The organism is Sabulicella flocculans (assembly GCF_045449635.1).
In the GTDB taxonomy this organism is placed as follows: domain Bacteria; phylum Pseudomonadota; class Alphaproteobacteria; order Acetobacterales; family Acetobacteraceae; genus Roseococcus.
The window spans coordinates 40,625-59,282 of sequence record NZ_JBJJBR010000004.1; the positions used below are offsets into that span (position 1 = coordinate 40,625).

19 protein-coding genes are annotated in these 18,658 nt (G+C 72.4%); 6 read left to right on the plus strand and 13 right to left on the minus strand.

Features of this window, described 5'->3' with window-relative positions; translation table 11 throughout:
• Positions 1-11: 11 nt before the first annotated feature.
• From ACI6QG_RS06560 to ACI6QG_RS06570, 3 genes are read right to left on the minus strand one after another with little or no spacing between them, the layout of a single operon-like run.
• A complete protein-coding gene (locus ACI6QG_RS06560) occupies positions 12-407 on the minus strand; it encodes a Zn-ribbon domain-containing OB-fold protein (RefSeq protein ID WP_407023778.1) in 396 nt (131 codons plus the stop codon).
• 5 nt (positions 408-412) lie between these two features.
• A complete protein-coding gene (locus tag ACI6QG_RS06565; RefSeq protein WP_407023779.1) occupies positions 413-1,579 on the minus strand; it encodes a thiolase family protein in 1,167 nt (388 codons plus the stop codon).
• Between the two features lie 54 nt (positions 1,580-1,633).
• Entirely contained in the window at positions 1,634-2,584 is a 951-nt protein-coding gene (locus ACI6QG_RS06570) for a tripartite tricarboxylate transporter substrate binding protein (protein WP_407023780.1), read from the minus strand.
• Between the two features lie 393 nt (positions 2,585-2,977).
• On the opposite strand from ACI6QG_RS06570, the gene ACI6QG_RS06575 reads away from it, so the two are divergent.
• Positions 2,978-3,574, plus strand: coding sequence for a transglycosylase (locus tag ACI6QG_RS06575; protein ID WP_407023781.1), 597 nt, complete (start codon positions 2,978-2,980; stop codon positions 3,572-3,574).
• Between the two features lie 4 nt (positions 3,575-3,578).
• Here the strand turns inward: ACI6QG_RS06575 and ACI6QG_RS06580 are convergent, their stop codons facing one another.
• The 6 genes from ACI6QG_RS06580 to ACI6QG_RS06605 all read right to left on the minus strand — a co-directional run bounded on the left by ACI6QG_RS06580 (position 3,579) and on the right by ACI6QG_RS06605 (position 11,393).
• Complete coding sequence (locus tag ACI6QG_RS06580; protein ID WP_407023782.1) at positions 3,579-4,442, minus strand: carbohydrate ABC transporter permease; 864 nt, start codon at positions 4,440-4,442, stop codon at positions 3,579-3,581.
• On the minus strand, positions 4,435-5,391 hold the full coding sequence (locus ACI6QG_RS06585; protein WP_407023783.1) for a carbohydrate ABC transporter permease: 957 nt from the start codon (positions 5,389-5,391) through the stop codon (positions 4,435-4,437). Before ACI6QG_RS06585 ends, ACI6QG_RS06580 begins: the two co-directional genes overlap by 8 nt.
• A 4-nt stretch (positions 5,392-5,395) precedes the next feature.
• Positions 5,396-6,706: an ABC transporter substrate-binding protein gene (locus ACI6QG_RS06590; protein ID WP_407023784.1), complete on the minus strand. Its 1,311-nt coding sequence runs from the start codon at positions 6,704-6,706 to the stop codon at positions 5,396-5,398.
• A complete protein-coding gene (locus ACI6QG_RS06595; RefSeq protein WP_407023785.1) occupies positions 6,703-7,782 on the minus strand; it encodes an ABC transporter ATP-binding protein in 1,080 nt (359 codons plus the stop codon). Before ACI6QG_RS06595 ends, ACI6QG_RS06590 begins: the two co-directional genes overlap by 4 nt.
• 111 nt (positions 7,783-7,893) lie before the next feature.
• A complete protein-coding gene (locus ACI6QG_RS06600) occupies positions 7,894-9,096 on the minus strand; it encodes a pyridoxal phosphate-dependent aminotransferase (RefSeq protein ID WP_407023786.1) in 1,203 nt (400 codons plus the stop codon).
• An 11-nt stretch (positions 9,097-9,107) separates the two neighbouring features.
• Positions 9,108-11,393, minus strand: a complete 2,286-nt coding sequence (locus ACI6QG_RS06605; RefSeq protein ID WP_407023787.1) for a xanthine dehydrogenase family protein molybdopterin-binding subunit — start codon at positions 11,391-11,393, stop codon at positions 9,108-9,110.
• Positions 11,394-11,486: 93 nt separating this feature from the next.
• On the opposite strand from ACI6QG_RS06605, the gene ACI6QG_RS06610 reads away from it, so the two are divergent.
• From ACI6QG_RS06610 to ACI6QG_RS06625, 4 genes are read left to right on the plus strand one after another with little or no spacing between them, the layout of a single operon-like run.
• Positions 11,487-12,608 carry an acyl-CoA dehydrogenase family protein gene (locus tag ACI6QG_RS06610; protein ID WP_407023788.1) on the plus strand — a complete coding sequence of 374 codons (1,122 nt, stop codon included), beginning with the start codon at positions 11,487-11,489 and terminating at the stop codon, positions 12,606-12,608.
• Complete coding sequence (locus ACI6QG_RS06615; protein ID WP_407023789.1) at positions 12,605-13,591, plus strand: acyl-CoA dehydrogenase family protein; 987 nt, start codon at positions 12,605-12,607, stop codon at positions 13,589-13,591. Before ACI6QG_RS06610 ends, ACI6QG_RS06615 begins: the two co-directional genes overlap by 4 nt.
• Positions 13,588-14,388, plus strand: coding sequence for a crotonase/enoyl-CoA hydratase family protein (locus ACI6QG_RS06620; RefSeq protein ID WP_407023790.1), 801 nt, complete (start codon positions 13,588-13,590; stop codon positions 14,386-14,388). Before ACI6QG_RS06615 ends, ACI6QG_RS06620 begins: the two co-directional genes overlap by 4 nt.
• A gap of 8 nt (positions 14,389-14,396) precedes the next feature.
• The gene (locus ACI6QG_RS06625) at positions 14,397-14,606 is read left to right on the plus strand and encodes a hypothetical protein (RefSeq protein WP_407023791.1); all 210 of its coding nucleotides are present in this window, start codon (positions 14,397-14,399) and stop codon (positions 14,604-14,606) included.
• Between the two features lie 35 nt (positions 14,607-14,641).
• On the opposite strand, the gene ACI6QG_RS06630 is transcribed toward ACI6QG_RS06625, so the two are convergent.
• Entirely contained in the window at positions 14,642-15,385 is a 744-nt protein-coding gene (locus tag ACI6QG_RS06630; protein WP_407023792.1) for an SDR family oxidoreductase, read from the minus strand.
• 29 nt (positions 15,386-15,414) lie between these two features.
• Between ACI6QG_RS06630 and ACI6QG_RS06635 the strand changes: the two genes are divergently transcribed.
• Positions 15,415-16,254, plus strand: a complete 840-nt coding sequence (locus ACI6QG_RS06635; RefSeq protein ID WP_407023793.1) for an amidohydrolase family protein — start codon at positions 15,415-15,417, stop codon at positions 16,252-16,254.
• On the opposite strand, the gene ACI6QG_RS06640 is transcribed toward ACI6QG_RS06635, so the two are convergent.
• Genes ACI6QG_RS06640 through ACI6QG_RS06650 form a run of 3 tightly spaced genes read right to left on the minus strand, consistent with a single transcriptional unit; the run spans position 16,242 to position 18,645 of the window.
• Positions 16,242-17,207, minus strand: a complete 966-nt coding sequence (locus ACI6QG_RS06640) for an MBL fold metallo-hydrolase (protein WP_407023794.1) — start codon at positions 17,205-17,207, stop codon at positions 16,242-16,244. The genes ACI6QG_RS06635 and ACI6QG_RS06640 overlap by 13 nt on opposite strands.
• Complete coding sequence (locus tag ACI6QG_RS06645) at positions 17,204-17,809, minus strand: pyridoxamine 5'-phosphate oxidase family protein (protein ID WP_407023795.1); 606 nt, start codon at positions 17,807-17,809, stop codon at positions 17,204-17,206. Before ACI6QG_RS06645 ends, ACI6QG_RS06640 begins: the two co-directional genes overlap by 4 nt.
• Entirely contained in the window at positions 17,806-18,645 is an 840-nt protein-coding gene (locus ACI6QG_RS06650) for an ATP-binding protein (RefSeq protein WP_407023796.1), read from the minus strand. The genes ACI6QG_RS06645 and ACI6QG_RS06650 overlap by 4 nt, the downstream gene beginning before the upstream one ends.
• Between the last annotated feature and the right edge of the window lie 13 nt (positions 18,646-18,658).

Sequence of the window (18,658 nt, forward strand, 5' to 3'; positions counted from 1 at the left end):
GCCGGCCGGCGTCACGCCGGGACGAACATCGGCACCGGGGCGCCGCCGTCGCTGTCGCGGAACTTGACCCGCACCTTCTGCCCGCAGGACAGCGCGTCCAGGTCGCACTCGACGATGTTGGTGAGCATCACCGGCCCCTCGTCCAGCTGGACGTAGGCGACGCAGAACGGCTCCTTCCCGCGCGCCACCGACCAGGAATAGATGGTGCCGGTGCCCTTGGCCTCCACGAACTCCACGTTGCTGGACAGCGTGAAGGGCGAGACCTTGCGCGGGTAGTGGAACAGCTGGCCGGTGTCGAGGCACTTGCCCAGGATCAGCTTGCCCTCGCGGCAGCCGTCGAAATAGGGCTTGTTGTCGGGGCTCTCCGCCGGGGCGGCGGGGGTGCGGTCGAAGGCTTGCGTGGCCATGGGGTTCACTCCCGCTCCAGGATGACGGTGCCGCAGCCGTGCCGCGTGCCCAAGTTGCCGCCCTTGCCGTTGGCGAGGACCAGCGAGGCGTCCTTCACCTGCACCGCCGGGTGCGCCTCGCCGCGCGCCTGACGCACCGCCTCGATCACCTTGGTCATGCCGCCGCGGTTGGAGGGGTGGTTGTTGCACAGCCCGCCGCCATCCGTGTTGAAGGGCAGCTTGCCGACGCCGGAGATCAGGTTGCCGTCGGCGACGAACTTCCCGCCCTCGCCCTTGGCGCAGAAGCCCAGGTCCTCGATCTGCACGACGACGCTGATGGTGAAGCTGTCGTAGATGGAGGCGTAGCGGATGTCCGCCGGCTTCACCCCGGCCTTGTCGAAGGCCATCGGGCCGGACTTCGCCGCCGCCGAGTAGGTGAGGTCGATGGCCCCGGCGCTCTGGTGCTTGTAGGCCTCGCCCCAGCCCTTCACGCCGACGCGCGGGCGGTTGAGCGACTTCGCGATCTCCGGCCGGGCGACGATCAGCGCGCCGCCGCCGTCGGAGATGACGCAGCAATCCAGCCGGTGCAGCGGGTCCGCCACCATGGGCGAGTTCACCACGTCCTCCACCGTCACCACCTTGCGCAGCATCGCGTGCTCGTTGTGCTGGGCGTGGTGGGAGGCGGCGACCTTGACCCAGGCCAGCTGCTCGGAGGTGGTGCCGAACTCGTGCATGTGCCGGGTGGCGACCATGGCGTGCATGGTGGCGATGGTGCGGCCGTAGGGCAGCTCGAAGCTCTCGTCCGGCACGCCGGCGCCGAAGGAGCGCACGGCGGTGCCGGTCTGCATCCCCTCGGCGCGCGGGCGGCCGGCCAGCGTGATCAGCGCCACGTTGCACTTGCCGGCGATGATGGCCTCCACCGCGTGGCCCACGTGGATGACGTAGGAGGAGCCGCCGGATTCGGTGGTGTCGTAGTGGCGGATGTTGCGCAGGCCCATGTAGTCGAGCATGGACAGCCCGCCCATGCCCGGCGCGTCGCCGGCGCAGAAGTAGCCGTCGATGTCGGAGGCCTTGAGCCCGGCATCCTGCAGCGCGCCGAAGGCGACCTCGGCATGGAGCTGGGCGGTGGACTTGTCCTCGGCCTTGCGCGTCGGGTGCTCGAAGGCGCCCACGATGTAGGCGGGGTTTTTCATGTGGCGTTCCTGGATGTTCCGCGGGCGAGAGGTTTGCGCCGCATGGAACCCCCGTCAACCCAGCCCCAGCCGCTGCGCCAGCGCGCGGTACATCGCCACCTGCGACTCGACGTGGGCGCGCGTGGCGGCGGGGTCCAGCGGGCGCGGCAGGTGGCCCAGCCGGGCCAGCGCGGCCACCCAGCCGTCGTCCCGCCCTAGGGCGGCCAGGCCCGCCGCCCAGCGCGCGGCCACCTCGTCGGGCATGCCGGCGGGGCCGGCCAGGGCGCCCCAGCCGGACAGCTCCGCCAGGCCGGGCAGGCCGGCCTGCGCGGCGTCGGGCACGCCGGGCAGCGCCGCGGTGGCGAGCAGCGCGCGCAGCGTGCCGGCGCGCAGCGCCTCGGCGGCGTCGCCCATGTTGGCGCCGACGAAGTCCGCCCCGCCGGACAGCACGGCCGCGACCGCCTCGCCGCCGCCGCGCAGCGCGACGGCCTGGGCGGCATCCAGCGGCAGCCCGGCCAGGGACAGCATCTGCCGCACGCCGAGGTCCAGCAGCGTGGCGGGCCCGGCGGTGGAGAAGCGCAGGGCGCCCGGCTGGTCGCGCAGGGCGCGCAGCAGCGCCGGCAGGTCCGGCCAGGGCGAGTCGGCGCGCACGGCCAGCACGAAGGGGTTCTCGTCCAGCAGGCCCAGCCAGGTGAAGTCCGCCGCCGCGTAGGGGGTGCGGGGGTCGGTGGCCGGCAGGATGGCGGAGGCGGCGACGCGCGCCAGCAGCAGCGTGCCGCCATCCGGCCGCGCGCGGGCCACCGCCAGCGTGCCCAGCGCGCCCGAGGCGCCGGGGCGGTTCTCCACCGTGATGGCGGGAGCGTCGGGGCCCAGGTGGCGGGGCAGGTGCCGGGCCAGCAGCCGCGCCACCTGGTCCGCCGCGCCGCCGGGAGTGAAGGGCACCACCAGCGTCGCCGCGGGCAACGGCGCCTGCGCCAGCGCGGGGGCGGGCAGCAACGCGGCCAGGGCGCGGCGGGGCAGGCGCATAATGTCTCCTGTCGAGCGAGGAGGATGGGCGGGGCCGGACCGTGTGGGAAGCTTCGGGGTTGCCCGGTGGTTTCACGCCATGCTACGGCCTGTTTCATGAAGACCGTAACTGGCTTGCCGGCGGGTGACCTCCGGCATCCCCCAGTGGTCCGTGCGCCGATGACCTGTCCGGCGCGCCGGCCCCCACCGCAGGGGCGCCCGAGCTTCCTCCTCGCCTGTGCCGCCATGGCCGGGCTGTGGGTTGCGACGGCCCCTGCCACGGCCGCTGCCGCACCCCACCGGGGCGGGCAGGAGGTTCGGAAAGGCGCGCCCGCCCGCCCAGCGGCCGCGCCCGCGCGCGCGTCCCAGCGCCAGGCGGCGCGGCGGGCGCCGCGGCAGGCGCGCCAAGCGTACGTGCCGCATCTGCGCGATTCGCCGCAGGAGCTGATCCCCGTCGCGGGCGCCGACTCGGTGCCGGAGGGCATGTCGCCGCGCGCGGCCTGCCTGGCCGCCACCCGCCGCGCCGAGGCGGTGCACGGCATGCCGCGCGGCCTGCTGACCGCCGTCGCCCTGGCCGAGAGCGGGCTGCACGCCTATGCGCTGAACATCGGCGGGCGCGCCCACTTCCCCGGCGACCGCGAGCAGGCGCGCGCCCTGCTGGCCGGCGCCCGCCCGGGCGCCTCCGTGATGGCGGGCTGCGTGCAGGTGAACGCGCGGGTGCACGCGCGGGGGTCCGACTGGCCGCTGGACCCCACGCGCTCCGCCGACTGGGCGGGGGGCATGATGGCGCGCTGGGCGCGCGAGACCGGCTCCTGGAGCGAGGCGGTGCGGCGCTGGCATGGCGGCTCGCCGGCCTCGACCCAGCGGCTGGTGTGCCGCATCAAGGCCAAGATGGAGGTCACCGGCGCCGAGGACGACGTGTTCCGCGACTGGAGCTGCGACGGCGCCCAGACGGCGCGGGTGCGCCGCAACGGCGAGCTCCACTTGGCCCGCGCGGAGGAGGCGCTGTAGGCGCCTACTCCTTCACCGCACCGGTGAGGCTGGACACATAGTAGTCCACGAAGAAGCTGTAGAAGATCACCACCGGCAGGCTTCCGAGCAGGGAGCCTGCCATCAGCGCGCCCCACTGGTAGACGTCGCCCGTCACCAGCTCGGTCAGGATGGCCACCGGCACGGTCTTGTTCTCGCTGCTCTGGATGAAGGCCAGCGCGTAGATGAACTCGTTCCAGCTCAGGGTGAAGGCGAAGATGCCGGCGCTGATGAGGCCGGGCACCGCCAGCGGCAGCGTGATCTTCGTCAGGATCTGGAGGCGCGTGGCGCCGTCGATCAGCGCGCATTCCTCCAACTCGTAAGGGATGGACTTGAAGTAGCCGATCAGCAGCCAGGTGCAGAACGGGATCAGGAAGGTCGGGTAGACCAGGATCAGCGCCAGCGGGCTGTCGAACAGGCCCAGCTGCACCACCATGGTGGCCAGCGGGATGAACAGGATGGAGGGCGGCACCAGGTAGGCCAGGTAGATCGCCAGCCCGACGTAGTCCGAGCCCTTGAAGCGCAGCCGCTGCACCGCGTAGGCCGCCAGCGCCGAGGCGACGAGCGACAAGAAGGTGGAGCCGATGGCGACCAGCATCGTGGTCCAGAGCCACTTCGGGTAGCTCGTCTCGAACAGCAGCTTGTTGATGTGCGCCAGCGTGGGCGAGTGCACCCAGAACGGGTTGTTGTTGGAGAAGTCGTAGAGTTCCCCGTCCGGTTTGAAGGCCGTCACCGTCATCCAGTAGAACGGGAACAGCAGGATGAAAATGAAGATGCCCAGCGGCACCCACAGGGTGACGACGCGGCGCGCCTTGCTGTCCCAGGCCAGGGTTTCAGGCTGGTCAGTCATTGCCTTCCCCCTGCTGCCACTTCCGCCGCGCCAGCGCGAAATATGAGAAGAGCGTGGCCGCCACCAGGAAGGGGATCATCGCCACGGCAATCGCCGCGCCCTCGCCCAGCTGGCCGCCGGGGATGCCGCGCTGGAAGGCGAGGGTGGCCATCAGGTGGGTGGAGTTCACCGGCCCGCCGCGGGTGATCGCGTAGACAAGCTGGAAGTCGGTGAAGGTGAAGATGATGCTGAAAGTCATCACGATGGCCAGGATCGGCAGCAGCATCGGGAAGGTGATGAAGCGGAAGCGCTGCCAGGGTGTCGCGCCGTCCAGCATCGCGGCCTCATACAGCGATGGGCTGATGGTCTGCAGCCCGGCCAGCAGCGAGATGGCGACGAAGGGGATGCCGCGCCACACATTGGCGGCGATGAGGCTCCAGCGCGCCGGCCATTCGGAGCCGAGGAAGTTGAAGTTCTCCGTCCGCCAGCCCAGCGCCTCGACGAAGATCCAGGAGATGATGCTGAACTGCGGGTCGTAGATCCACCAGAAGGCGATGGCCGTCAGCACCGTGGGCGTGATCCAGGGCAGCAGCACGATGGCGCGGATCAGCGACTTGAAGGGCATGTGGTTGTTCAGCAGCAGCGCCAGCCACAGCCCAAGCCCGAACTTCAGGATGGTCGCCACCGCCGTGTAGAACACCGAGTAGAAGACGCTGCCCCAGAAGATGGGGTCGGAGGCGAGGTACTCGAAATTCTCCAGCCCCACCCAGATGCCGCGCCGGCCGATGGTGGTGTCGGTGAAGGCCAGCCACACCCCCAGCCCGAGCGGGTAGGTGAGGAAGACCGTCAGCAGCCCCACCGCCGGGAACAGGCAGGCGACGATCAGCACCGCCTTGTTGTCGAAGAAGCGGGCGAGGGCCGAGGGCTCCCGCCGCGCATGGACCCAACGCGGTTCCGCCGCCGCCGACACGCCGCTAGCGCCGCGCCCGGAAGAAGCGCTGCGCCCGGCGCTCGGCCTCGCGCGCCGCCTGCTCGGGCGTCGCCTGGCCGGAGGCGACGGAGGCGCACATCTGCACCATGACGTAATCCGCCGTGGCGGCCGCCGAGCCCTCGGTGATCGGGCCCTTGTAGCCCAGCCAGAACTCGCTGTTCATGGTGTCGCGGAAGATGGTGATCTTGGGGTCGCTCTCCCACACGGCCGAGGCCGCATAGGCGTCCAGCGGCTGCGACCAGTAGCCGAGGTTGGCGCGCAGCCAGGGCTCGTATTGTGGCTCCTCCATCAGGAAGGTCAGCAGCGCCTTGGCGGCGTTGGGGAAGCGCGAATGGCGGAACACCATCGCGTTCATCGTCAGCCCGGCATTGGGGGTGGAGCGCGCGACGCCCTTGGGCATCGGCGCCATGATGGTGTCCTCGGCCAGCGCCGCTGTCGCCGGGTCGTTCTTCATGGAGAAGTAGAGCGAGACGCCGTTCTGCGTCATGAAGCATTCGCCCGCCGCATAGGCGCGGTTGTTGGAGATGTCGTTCCAGGAGATCGTGCCGGGGATGAAGGTCGGGTACAGTTCCCGCAGGTAGTTCAGCGCGGCGATCGTCTCGCGCGAGTTGATGCCGACCGCGCCGGACTCGTCCACCAGGAAGCCGCCATGGCTCCAGACCAGCCAGTTGGCGAAGGCGTTGCCGTCGCCCACCGCATTGCCCAGCGCGAAGCCGGCGGGCTTGTTGATGCGGCGCAGCGCCTGGCACAGCCGCAGGAAGCCGGCATGGTCCTCGGGCACCGAGTCGAAGCCCGCTTCGCGCAGCGCCGAGCGGCGGGCGACGATGGGCCCGCCGGTGGAGCCGAAGGGCAGGCCGATCCATTGCTGGGTGCCGGCGCGCATGCCGTAGGCGCGCGCCAGCGGCCGCCAGCCGCCATACTTCTGCCCGAGGTAGGTGGCGATGTCCGTCAGGTCCACGATCTTGTCGGTGTAGATGTGCGGCGCCTGGTCGAAGGCGATGATCAGGTCCGGGCCGGCGCCGGTGTTGGCCGTCACCGCCGTCTGCTGGGTGATGTCCTCCCAGCCCACGAAGTCCACGCGCACCTGCACGCCGGTCTGCTGGGTGAAGCGGGCGCAGTTGGCGCGGAACACGTCCTCGTCCGGCTGCACGAAGCGCACGGGGCGCAGCATGCGCAGCGTCGCGCCCTGCTCGATCGGCAGGTTCGGCATGGTGGCCGGGTTGGTGCGGATCTGCGCGTTGGCGGCCAGGGGCGATGCGGCGGCGAGCGCGCCCAGGGTGCGGCGGGTGATCATGCGGAAACCTCCTCCTTCACGTCGCGGGCGATGCGTTCGCCCGTCTCCTTGTCGAACAGGTGAACCAGGGACAGTTCGGGCGACACCGGCAAGAGGTCGCCGGGCCGGGCCGCGACGCGCTCGCGGAACACGCCGGTGATGGGCACCTCGCCGATGCGCAGCACCACCTGGGTCTCGCTGCCCATCGGCTCCACCACCTGCACCCGCGCCGGCAGGCCGGCGGGGTCCAGGCGCAGGTGCTCGGGACGGATGCCGTACACGGCGGGGCGGCTGCGCGGCGCGGCGTGGGCGGGCAGGGGCAGCAGCGTGCCATCGGCGCAGCGGAAGCCCTGCGCCGTCACCTCGCCCTCGATCAGGTTCATCGCCGGGCTGCCGATGAAGCCGGCGACGAAGAGGTTGGCCGGGCGGTCGTACAGCTCCAGCGGCGGGCCGGCCTGGCGGACGTGGCCGTGCTCCATCACCACGATGGTGTCGGCCATCGTCATCGCCTCGATCTGGTCGTGGGTGACATAGACGGTGGTGGTCTTCAAGCGCTGGTGCAGCTCCTTCATCTCGGAGCGCATGTGGACGCGCAGCTTGGCGTCCAGGTTGCTCAGCGGCTCGTCGAACAGGAAGACCTGCGGGTTGCGCACGATGGCGCGGCCCATCGCGACGCGCTGCCGCTGCCCGCCGGAAAGCTGGCGCGGGAAGCGGTCCAGCAGCGCCTCGAGGCCCAGGATGCGCGCGGCGCGCTCCACCTCGCGCGCCATGACGTCCCTGGGCGCGCCGGCCAGCTTCATGGAGAAGGCCATGTTGTCGCGCACCGTCATGTGCGGGTAGAGCGCGTAGTTCTGGAACACCATGGCGATGTCGCGGTCCTTCGGCGGGACCGCGTTCACCACCTTGCCGCCGATCAGGATCTCGCCGCCGGTGATGTTCTCCAGCCCGGCCAGCATGCGCAGCAGGGTGGACTTGCCGCAGCCCGAGGGGCCGACCAGCACCACGAACTCGCCATCGGCGATGTCCACGTTGACGCCGTGCAGGACGTGGGTGGAGCCGAAGCTCTTGCGCACGTCGCGGAAGGTGACGCCGGCCATCAGGCCACGCCGTGCATGCGGTGACGCTCGCGTGCCGTCATCCCGGCCGCCTCCCCAATCCTTGTTGGGAGGGAGGCTAGACGCCGCTTCGGGCGCTTCGCAAGGGTCCTGTCAGCGCAAGCCGGCGCAGAAGCGCTGGATGCGCGTGCAGGCTTCCGTCAGCGTCGCGTCGTCGGTGGCGTAGGAGATGCGGAAGTGGCCGGGGAACATGAAGGCGCTGCCGTGCACCGCGGCCACGCCCTCCTCCTCCAGCAGCGCCTCCACGAAGGCGGCGTCGTCCGTGATGGCGCGCCCGCCGGCGCTGGTCTTGCCCAGGCAGCCATGGATGGAGGGGAAGACGTAGAACGCCCCTTCCGGCACCAGGCAGTGCAGGCCCGGCGCCTCGTTCAGCATCCGCACGACCAGGTCGCGGCGGCGCTGGAACACGGCGCCCATGGCGGCCACGCTGTCCTGCGGGCCGTTCAGCGCCTCGACCGCCGCGGCCTGGGAGATGGAGGAGGTGTTGGAGGTGCTCTGCCCCTGCAGCTTGTCCATCGCCTTGATCAGCGCCAGCGGCGCGCCGGCGAAGCCGATGCGCCAGCCGGTCATGGCGTAGCCCTTGGAGCAGCCGTTCATGGTGATGGTGCGCTCGCGCAGGCGCGGCTCCACCTGCACGATGGTGGCGGGGCGCAGCCCGTCGAAGGCCAGCTTCTCGTAGATGTCGTCGGTGAAGACCCAGACATGCGGGTGGCGCAGCAGCACGTCGGTCAGCGCGTTCAGCTCCGCCGCGTCGTAGGCCGCGCCGGTGGGGTTGGAGGGGTTGTTGAGGATCAGCCACTTGGTGCGCGGCGTGATCGCGGCTTCCAGCTGCTCGGGCGTCATCTTGAAGCGCTGGTTGGGGCCGCAGGGCACGAAGACGGGCACGCCCTCGGCCAGCGCCACGATGTCGGGGTAGCTGACCCAGCAGGGGGTGGGGATGATGGCCTCGTCGCCGGCGTCGATGGTGGCCAGCAGGGCGTTGAAGATCACCTGCTTGCCGCCGGTGGTGACGATGATCTCCTCCGGCGCGTAGTCGATGCCGTTGTCGTGCTTGAACTTCGCCGCCACCGCGCGCCGCAGCTCCATGGTGCCCGCGACGTCGGTGTAGCGCGTCTCGCCGCGCTGGATGGCGGCGATGGCGGCGTCCTTGATGTTCTGCGGCGTGTCGAAGTCGGGCTCGCCGACCGACAGGCTGATGACGTCCTTGCCCGCCGCCTTCAGCGCCCGGGCCTTGCCGGTGATGACGATGGTCTGGGAGGGGGAGATGCGGTCGAGGCGCTCGGCGGTCAGGCTCATGGCGGGCGACCCTATTCCGCGGCCCGGCGCGCGTCCAGGGCGCGCCAGACCTTCTCGGGCGTCAGCGGCATGTCCAGGTGGGGCACGCCCAGCGCGTCGCACACCGCGCCGATGATGGCCGGCGGCGCGCCGCAGGCGCCGCCCTCGCCCGCGCCCTTCACGCCCAGGTCGTTGGACGGGCAGGGCACCACGTTCAGCCCGACCTGCAGCTCCGGCACGTCGGCCGCGCGGGGCAGGGCGTAATCCTGGAAGCTCGCGCTCACCAGCTGCCCGTACTCGGCCTCGTAGGCCGTGTGCTCCAGCACCGCCTGGCCGATGCCGGCGACGATGCCGCCATGGCATTGCCCGTGCACCAGCAGCGGGTTCAGCGGCACGCCGACGTCGTCCACCGCGGCGTAGCGCACCACCTGCACCTCGCCGGTCTCGGGGTCCACCTCCACCTCGGCGAGGTGGCAGCCATTCGGGAAGTTGCACTCGGTGTTGCGCTTGTAGGTGAGCTGCTCGTCCAGGGCGCCGCCCTGCGCCAGCTCGCCCCAGCCGATGGAGCGGTCGGTGCCGGCGATGGCGAAGCGCTCGCCCTGGTGCTCGATGTCGGCCTCGGCGCATTCCAGCCGCTCGGCTGCCAGGCGGCGGGCCTTGTCCAGCACCGCGCTCGCCGCGCGCGTCACCGCCACGCCGCCCATCTGCGAGGAGCGCGAGCCGCCGGTGCCGCCGCCGGCGGGAACCAGGTCGGAATCGCCCTGCACCAGCCGCACCTTGTCGAAGGGGATGCCCAGCCTGGCGTGGGCGAGCTGGGCGAAGGCGGTCTCGTGCCCCTGGCCGTGGGAAAAGGTGCCCACATGCACCAGCGCCTCGCCCGCCTCGGTGATGCGGATGCGCGACCATTCGGCGGGCTGCCCGCCCGAGGCCTCGATGAAGTAGCCGATGCCGCGGCCGCGCAGCCGGCCGCGCGCGGCGGATTCCCGCTGGCGCGCGGCGAAGCCCTCCCAGTCCATCAGCTCCAGCGCCTGCTGCTGGGTGGCGGCGAACTCGCCGCTGTCGATCTCGTTGCCGGCGCAGTTGCGGTAGGGGATCTGCTCGGGGCGGATGTAGTTGCGCCGGCGGATCTCCTCCCGCGCGAGGCCGAAGGCGGCCGCGCCCTGGTCCAGCAGGCGCTCGATCACGTAGGCGGTCTCGGGCCGGCCGGCGCCGCGGTAGGCGTCGGTGGGCACGGTGTTGGTGAAGGCGCAGCGCACCTGCACGTTCACCGCCTGCATGTCGTACACCGTGCCCTGGATGCGCCCGCCGGCCACGGTGGGCACGCGCGGCCCGAAATCCAGCAGGTAGGCGCCCATGGCGGCGACCGTGCGTACCTTCATGCCCAGGATGCGCGCCTCGGCGTCAAAGGCCATCTCCGCCTCCGTCACGTGGTCGCGGCCGTGCGGGTCGCTCAGGAAGGTTTCGGTGCGGCCGGCCAGCCACTTCACCGGGCGGCCCAGGCGCTTCGCCGCCCACAGCACCATGGCGGATTCCGGGAACAGCTTGCCGCGCAGCCCGAATCCGCCGCCGACGTCGGGCGACACCACCCGCAGCCGCTCCAGCCCCACCCCGAACACGAACTTCGCCAGCCCCTCGCGCACGCGCACCACGCCCTGGGTCGGGCTCGTCAGCGTCCAGCGCTCGCCGTCCCACTCGCCCAGCGCCACGCGCGGCTCCATCGGGTTGCCGACCACGCGGTTGTTCACCAGCCGCACCGAAACGGTGCGGTGGGCGCGGGCGAAGGCGGCCTCCGCCTCGGCCTCGCGGCCGGAGGACCAGTGGACGCAGAGGTTGGAGCCGCGCTCCGGCCAGATCACGGGCGCATCGGCGTCCAGCGCCGCGGCGGTGTCGGTGACGCTGGGCAGGGTGTCGTAGTCCACCGCGATGGCGTCCAGCGCGTCCAGCGCCTGGGCGCGGGTTTCCGCCACCACGCAGGCCACCGGGTCGCCCACGAAGCGCACCGCGTCGGATTGCAGGATGGGGCGCGGCGGGCACCACAGGGGCTGGCCGTCCACCCCCGGCACCTCCACCTGCACCGGCAGCAGGCCCAGCCCGTCCGCGGCGGCGTCGGCGCCGGTCAGCACCAGCAGCACCCCGGGCATGGCGCGCGCCGCCGCCACGTCGAGCGACAGGATGCGCGCGTGGGCATGCGGGGAGCGCAGCACGGCCAGGTGCGCCAGGCCGGGGCGATGGAGGTCGTCGGTGTAGGTGCCGCGCCCGGTCAGCAGGCGCACGTCCTCCTTGCGGCGCACGGGCTGGCCGATGCCGAACTGGTCCATCTGGAACGCTCCCCTCCGTCTTGGCCCAGCCGAGGGTAAGGGGGGTTGCGCGCGGCGTCATGCCCCCTAGGGTTCAGGCGAGGGGAAACATCCATGCGCTTCGACCTGCCGGACCTGCCCGACACGCGCACCCTGCGCGGCGAGCTGCGCGCCTTCCTGGCGGAGCACGCGCCGGGCTGGACGGCGGAGCAGCGCGCACGCTCCTGGATGGGGTTCGACCGCGGCTTCTCCCGCGCGCTCGGCGAACGCGGCTGGATCGGCATGACATGGCCGCTGGAGTACGGCGGGCACAACCGCAGCGCCATGGAGCGCATGGTGGTGCTGGAGGAGCTGCTGGCGGCCGGCGCCCCGGTGGGCGCGCACTGGATCGGCGACCGGCAATCCGGCCCGCTCATCCTGCGCGTCGGCACGGAGGAGCAGAAGCGCCGCATCCTGCCCGGCATCGCCCGCGGCGAGCTGGCCTTCTGCATCGGCCTCAGCGAGCCGGATTCCGGCAGCGACCTCGCCAGCCTGCGCACGAAGGCGACGCGCGACAACCAGGGCTGGGTGCTGGAGGGGCGCAAGATCTGGACCACCTTCGCCCACAGGAGCGACTACATGATCGCCCTGGTGCGCACCGCGCCGGCGCCCGAGGGCGGCTCCCGCCACGCCGGCCTCTCGCAATTCCTGGTGGACCTGCGGCGGCCGGGCATCACCATCCGCCCCATCCGTGACCTGGAGGGCGAGGACAGCTTCAACGAGGTGACCTTCGACGGCGTGCGGCTGGATGCCGGGGACCTGCTGGGGGTGGAAGGCCGGGGCTGGGCGCAGGCCACCAGCGAGCTGGCCTTCGAGCGCTCGGGCCCGGACCGCGTGCTCTCCTCCTTCCCCGCCCTGGCCGAGGCGATGGACGCGCTGCCGGAGGCGGCGACGCCGGAGGCCGGGCGGCTGGTGGCGCGGCTCTGGGCCTTGCGGACCATGTCGCTGGGGGTCGGCGGCATGCTGCAGCGCGGCGAGGACCCGGCGGTGGAGGCCGCGCTGGTGAAGGATGCCGGCAACGCCTTCGAGCAGGCGCTGCCCGAGCGGCTGCGCGCCCTGCTGGACCCGCCCGACCGGCCGGAGCCGCTGGAGCGCATGCTGGGCACGCTGGCCATGCTGTCGCCCACCTTCAGCCTGCGCGGCGGCACGCGGGAGATCCTGCGCGGCATCATCGCGCGGGAGCTGGGGCTGCGATGAGCGAGCTGCGCGAGCTTCTGACCACCCAGCTGGACCGCTTGCTGGCCGCCCACCCGGTGCTGCGCGCGGTGGAGGCCGGGGAGTGGCCCGCCGCCCTGTGGGCGGAGGCCGAGGCGCTGGGGCTGGGGCTGGCGCTGGTGCCGGAAGGGCAGGGGGGCGTCGGCCTGTCCTGGGGCGACGCCGCCGCCGTGTGGCAGGTGCTGGGCCGGCACGGCGCGCCGCTGCCGCTGGGCGAGCAGATGCTGGCCGCGCGCCTGCTGGCCGAGGGGGGGATGGAGGCGCCGGACGGGCTGCTGGCGCTGGCGCTGGCGGGTGGCCCCGCCCCCTGGGGCCGCCACGCTGCCTGGGTGGTGGCGGTGGAGGGCGCGCGGGTGGCGCTGCTGCCCGCCGGCGACGTGGTGCCCGGAACCAACCTGGGCCGGGAGCCGCGCGACCGTTTGGGCGCCGCCGCCCCCGCCGCGCGCGGGCTGCTGCCGGATGGCCGGCTGGCGCCGCTGGGGCTGGCGCTGCTGCGCGCCGCGCAGGTGGCCGGCGCGCTGGAGGCGGTGCTGGCCCTGGCGGTGGACTGGGCCAACACCCGCAAGCAGTTCGGCCGCCCGATCGGCAAGTTCCAGGCGGTGCAGCAGCAGCTGGCGGCCATGGCGGGCGAGGTGGCGCTGGCCGGTGTGGCGGTCGCCGCCGCCGCCCGCGCCGCCGACGCGCGCGGCCTGGCCGGGGCGGAGTTCGAGGTGGCCTGCGCCAAGGTGGTGGCGGGCGAGGCGGCGACCCTGGGCGCGGCCACCGCCCACCAGGTCTTCGCCGCCATCGGCATCACCGAGGACCACGCGCTGCACCACCTGACCCGCCGCCTGTGGTCCTGGCGGGAGGAAGGCGGCACCGAGCGCGCCTGGGCCACCGAGGCCGGGCGGCTGGCGATGGGCTGGGGCGGTCACGGGCTGTGGGCGGGGCTGACCGCCCGCGACGTGACGGAGGAGGGACGATGAGCTTCTTGCGCTTCGAGCAGGACGGGCACCTGGCGGTGCTGACCCTGGACGCGCCCGCCCGGCGCAACGCCATCTCCTCCTTCGCGGATTGCGAGGAGGTGGAGGCCGCCTGCTGCCGCATCGCGCGCGACCAGTCCATCCGCTGCGTCATCCTGACCGGCGCCGACCCGGCCTTCTGCGCCGGCGGCGACGTGAAGGGCATGCGCGACCGCACCGGCATCATGGATGCCGACGGCCCGGCGCAGATGCGCGAGAACTACCGCCGCGGCATCCAGCGCATCCCGCTGGCGCTGTGGGAGCTGGACGTGCCGACCATCGCCGCGGTGAACGGCCCGGCCATCGGCGCCGGGCTGGACCTCGCCTGCATGTGCGACATCCGCATCGCCTCCGACCGCGCGGTGTTCGCGGAATCCTTCGTGCGGGTCGGCATCGTGCCGGGCGATGGCGGGGCCTGGCTGCTGCCGCGCGCCGTGGGCCTGTCGCTCGCGGCCGAGATGTCCTTCACCGGGGATGCGCTGGACGCCCAGGCGGCGCTGGCGGCGCGCCTCGTCTCGCGCGTCGTGCCGCATGGGGAATTGATGGGGGCGGCCCGCGCGCTGGCGGCGCGGATCACCCGCAACCCCCCCGGCGTGCTGCGCATGACCAAGCGGCTGCTGCGCGAAGGGCAGCACATGTCCCTGCCCTCCCTGCTGGAGATGAGCGCGGCCTTCCAGGCCATCGCGCAGGAGACGGCGGACCACCGGGAGGCGGTGGCGGCGATGCTGGAGAAGCGCGACCCTGCCTTTGACGGAAGGTAGCGCAACCCATGGTGTCGCGCTGGCGTTCCGCAACCATCATGGCTCCATTCGACGCCCTTTCGGACGCCGCCAAGGAAGCGGCGATCCGCGACCTGCTCGCGCGCACCCCGGTGGCGCCGCGCGACCCGCTGCGCACGCGGATCATGCAGGCGGCGCAGGGGGTGGAAACCATGCTGGCCGCGCTGGACTTCGCGCGGCCTGACAGGAAGGCGTCGTAACAGACTAGGCTTGCAGCATTCTTCCGCGGTGGAGGTCAGCCACGGCCCTCGAAAGGCATTTCCGTCGCCTTGATGGTCATGAACAGCACGTTCGCCTCGGGCGTGCGGCCATCCATGAACAGCACCGCGTCGGCGACGTTCTGCACGTCCATGGTGGGCTCCACCTTCACCTCGCGGTTGGCCTGCTTCACGCCCTTCTGCATGCGCTGCGTCATCGGCGTGGCGGCGTTGCCGATGTCCACCTGCCCGGCGGCGATGTTGAAGCCGCGGCCATCCAGCGCCAGCGACTTCGTCAGGCCGGTGATGGCGTGCTTGGTGGCGGTGTAGGGCGCGCTGTCCGGCCGCGGCGCATGGGCGCTGATGGAGCCGTTGTTGATGATGCGCCCGCCCTGCGGCGACTGCGCCTTCATCATGCGGAAGGCGTGCTGGGCGCAGAGGAACGAGCCAGTGAGGTTCACGTCCACGATCTCGCGCCATTTCTCCAGCGGCAACTCGTCGAAGGGCACGCCCGGCGCGTTGAGGCCGGCATTGTTGAACAGCAGGTCCAGGCGGCCCCACTTGCCGTGCACGGCGGCGAACAGCGCGGCGACCGAGGCCGCATCCGCCACGTCGGTCGGCACGCAGAGGGATTCGCCGCCGGCCATGGCCGCCGTTTCCTCCAGCGGTTCCGCCCGGCGCCCGGCCAGCGCCACGCGGTAGCCCGCCTTCAGCAGCGTCACCGCCACCGCCCGGCCGATGCCCGTGCCCGCGCCCGTCACCACCGCCACCTTGCCCGTCATGCGTTCCCTCCGGAAGAATGGCCGGCAGGATGACCCCCGACTGCGCCCCCGCCAAGCCCCGCCCCACCCCGCCGCGCCACCGCGTGCCGTCCGGTTCCTGCGACTGCCACTTCCACGTGTTCGGCCCCTATGCGCGCTTCCCGCTGGACGCGCAGCGCCCCTACACCCCGCCCGAGGCCAGCGTGGAGCACTATGCCGAGACGGCGGCGGTGCTGGGGCTGGAGCGGCGGGTGGTCGTCACCGCCAGCGTCTCCGGCACCGACAACGCGGTGACGATGGACGCGGTGCATCGCCTGGGCCGCGCGCAGTCCCGCGCCGTGGTGGTGGTGGACGAGGCCGCGGACTTAGCCGCCCTGGCGGCGGGCGGGGCGGTGGGGGTGCGGTTCAACGCCGTTTCCGGCAATGGCGCGCCGCTGGATGCGCTGGAGGCGCTGGCGCGCCGCATCGCCCCGCTGGGCTGGCACGTGCAGGTCTTCACCAACTCCCTGCCGGAACTGGCGGACCGGCTGGCGGCGCTGCCGGTGCCGGTGGTGCTGGACCACATGGGCGGCGCCCAGGCCGCCGAGGGCGCCGACGGCCCGGCCATGCGCGCGCTGCTGCGGCTGCTGGAGGGAGGCAAGGCCTGGGTGAAGCTCTCCGGCTACCGCTCGGCCCCCGCCCCCTATCGCGGCGTTGCGGCTCTGGCGGAACGGCTGCTGCACGCCGCGCCGGAGCGCTGCGTCTGGGGCACCGACTGGCCGCACACGGGCTTCAAGACCGACGCCGAGATGCTGGATGACGGCACCCTGCTGGACTGGCTGCATGACTGGACCGGCGGCGACTGGCAGCGCGTGCTGGTGGAGAATCCGGCCCGCCTCTACGGGTTCTGAGACAGCGGCACCAGCACCGTCTCGCCGAAGGCGGGCACGCGGAAATCCTGCGCGCCGCGGGCGGCCAGCAGGCGGCGCGGCGGGTCGTCGATGCCTTCGCGCGTCAGCTTGAAGGTGCCGTGGTGCATCGCCAGCGCGGTGCGGGCGCGCAGCTCCTGCTGCGCCGCCAGCGCCTGTTCCGGCGTGATGTGGACGGACTGCATGAACCATTCGGGCTCGTAGGCGCCGATGGGGATCATCGCCGCGTCGAAGCGGCCGAAATGCGCGCCGATGGCCTCCAGGTGCGGCCCCCAGGCGGTGTCGCCCGCGTGCAGCAGGCGCCCGCCATCCGCCGTTTCCAGCGCGAAGCCGCCCCACAGCGTCATCGCCCGGTCATTGCCCCAGCGGGCGGCGAAGTGGCGCATCGGCACGAAGGTGGCGCGGTGGCCGCCGGGCAGGGGGTGGGTGCCGCCCCAGTCCAGTTCCACGGAATCCCCGATGCCCTCGCGCCGAAGGTTGGCCGCGTTGCCCAGGCCGGTGACGACCAGCGGGGCGAAGCGCGCATGCAACTCCCGCAGCGACGGCCCGTCCATGTGGTCCCAATGGGCATGGGAGACGAAGACGGCGTCCACGCGCTCGAAATCCGCCGGGCGCCAGGCGGGCGGCCGCGCCCGCTTCGGCCCGACCCATTGGAAGGGCGAGCAGCGCGCGGAGAAGATGGGGTCGAACAGCGCGGTGAAGCCATCCGCCAGCCGCAGCGCGTAGGAGGCATGGCCGATGAAGGTCAGCGCCGCATGGCCGGGCGGCACCTCGCGCGGCGGCGGGGGTTGCGGCGGGTCGGGCGGCGGCGTCTTCCAGGCCGGGCCGGGGCCGTCCTTCAGCCAGGCCCAGAGCGCGCGCAGCTGCTGCCCGGCCGGCGTGCCGTCCGGGTTGCGGAAGCGGCCCTTCGCGTCACGCTCCGCCGGGCCGATCACCACATGCTGGCCTTGGCGCGTTCCGGCCATTCGCGGTCATAGGCGTCGCCGCCCACCGCGCCCGCCGTCATGGCGGCGAGGATCTGGCCGGGGGTGGGCAGGTCGGGCGCCGCATGCGGCTCCCACAGCTTCGCGCGGAGGATGGCGCGGGCGCATTGGAAGTAGATCGCCTGCACCGCGATGACGGCGACGGTGCGCGGCGCTTTGCCCTCCACCGCGAAGGAGTCGCGCAGGGCCTGGTCGGCGGTCAGGCGGGCGGTGCCGTTGACGCGCAGGGCGTTGCCGCTGCCGGGCACCAGGAACATCAGCGCCACCCGCGGGTCGCGCACCATGTTGCGCAGGCTGTCGATGCGGTCGTTGCCGCGGCGGTCGGGCAGGGCCAGCGTGGCGTCGTCCAGCACGCGCACCAGCTCGCCCGGGCGGTCGCCGCGCGGGGAGCAGTCCAGCCCTTCCGGGCCGGCGGTGGCCAGCGCCAGGAAGGGCGCGGCCTCGATGATGCGGCGGTATTCGGGCGTCACGCGCGCGGCTTCCTTGCGCAGGCTGGCTGGACCCGGAACGCCGTAATGCGCGTGCAGTTCCTCCAGCGAGCCGATCCACTTCATCCCGCCTTCTCCATGCGTCCCGACAGGTCCTGCACGAACTGCCAGGCGACGCGGCCGGAGCGGCCGCCACGGGTGACGCTCCATTCCACCGCCTGGCGGCGCAACTCGGATGAATCCAGCGAAAGGCCCATGACGGCGGCGTAGCCCTCGATCATCGCGAAGAAGGTCGGCTGGTCGCAATTGTGGAAGCCGACCCACAGGCCGAAGCGGTCGGAAAGCGAGACCTTCTCCTCCACCGCCTCGCTCGGGTTGATGGAGGTGGAGCGCTCGTTCTCGATCATGTCGCGCGGCATCAGGTGGCGGCGGTTGCTGGTGGCGTAGAACAGGACATTGGCCGGGCGCCCCTCGATGCCGCCATCCAGCACCGATTTCAGCGCCTTGTACTCGGCATCCTCCTTCTCGAAGGAGAGGTCGTCGCAGAAGACCAGGGCGCGGCGGTCCTGGTTGCGGAGGATGTCCAGCAACTCCGGCAGGGTGCGGATGTCCTCGCGGTGGATCTCGATCAGCGCCAGCGAGCCGGGATGCAGCCGGTTGGCCTCGGCATGCGCGGCCTTGACCAGCGAGGACTTGCCCATGCCCCGCGCGCCCCAGAGCATGGCGTTGTTGGCGCCGTACCCGCGGGCGAAGCGCAGCGTGTTGTCGAGGATGATCTCCTTCTGCCGCTCCACGCCCTGGAGCAGCGCGATCTCCACCCGCGAGACCTTGGGGACCGGTTTCAGCGTGGCCGGCGGCTGCCAGACGAAGGCGTCGGCGCCCTCCAGCGTCGGCCGCGGCGGCGGGGGCGGGGAGAGGCGTTCCAGCGCCTCGGCGATGCGGGTCAGCAGGGCGGTGTCCATGCGGGCCGTTCAA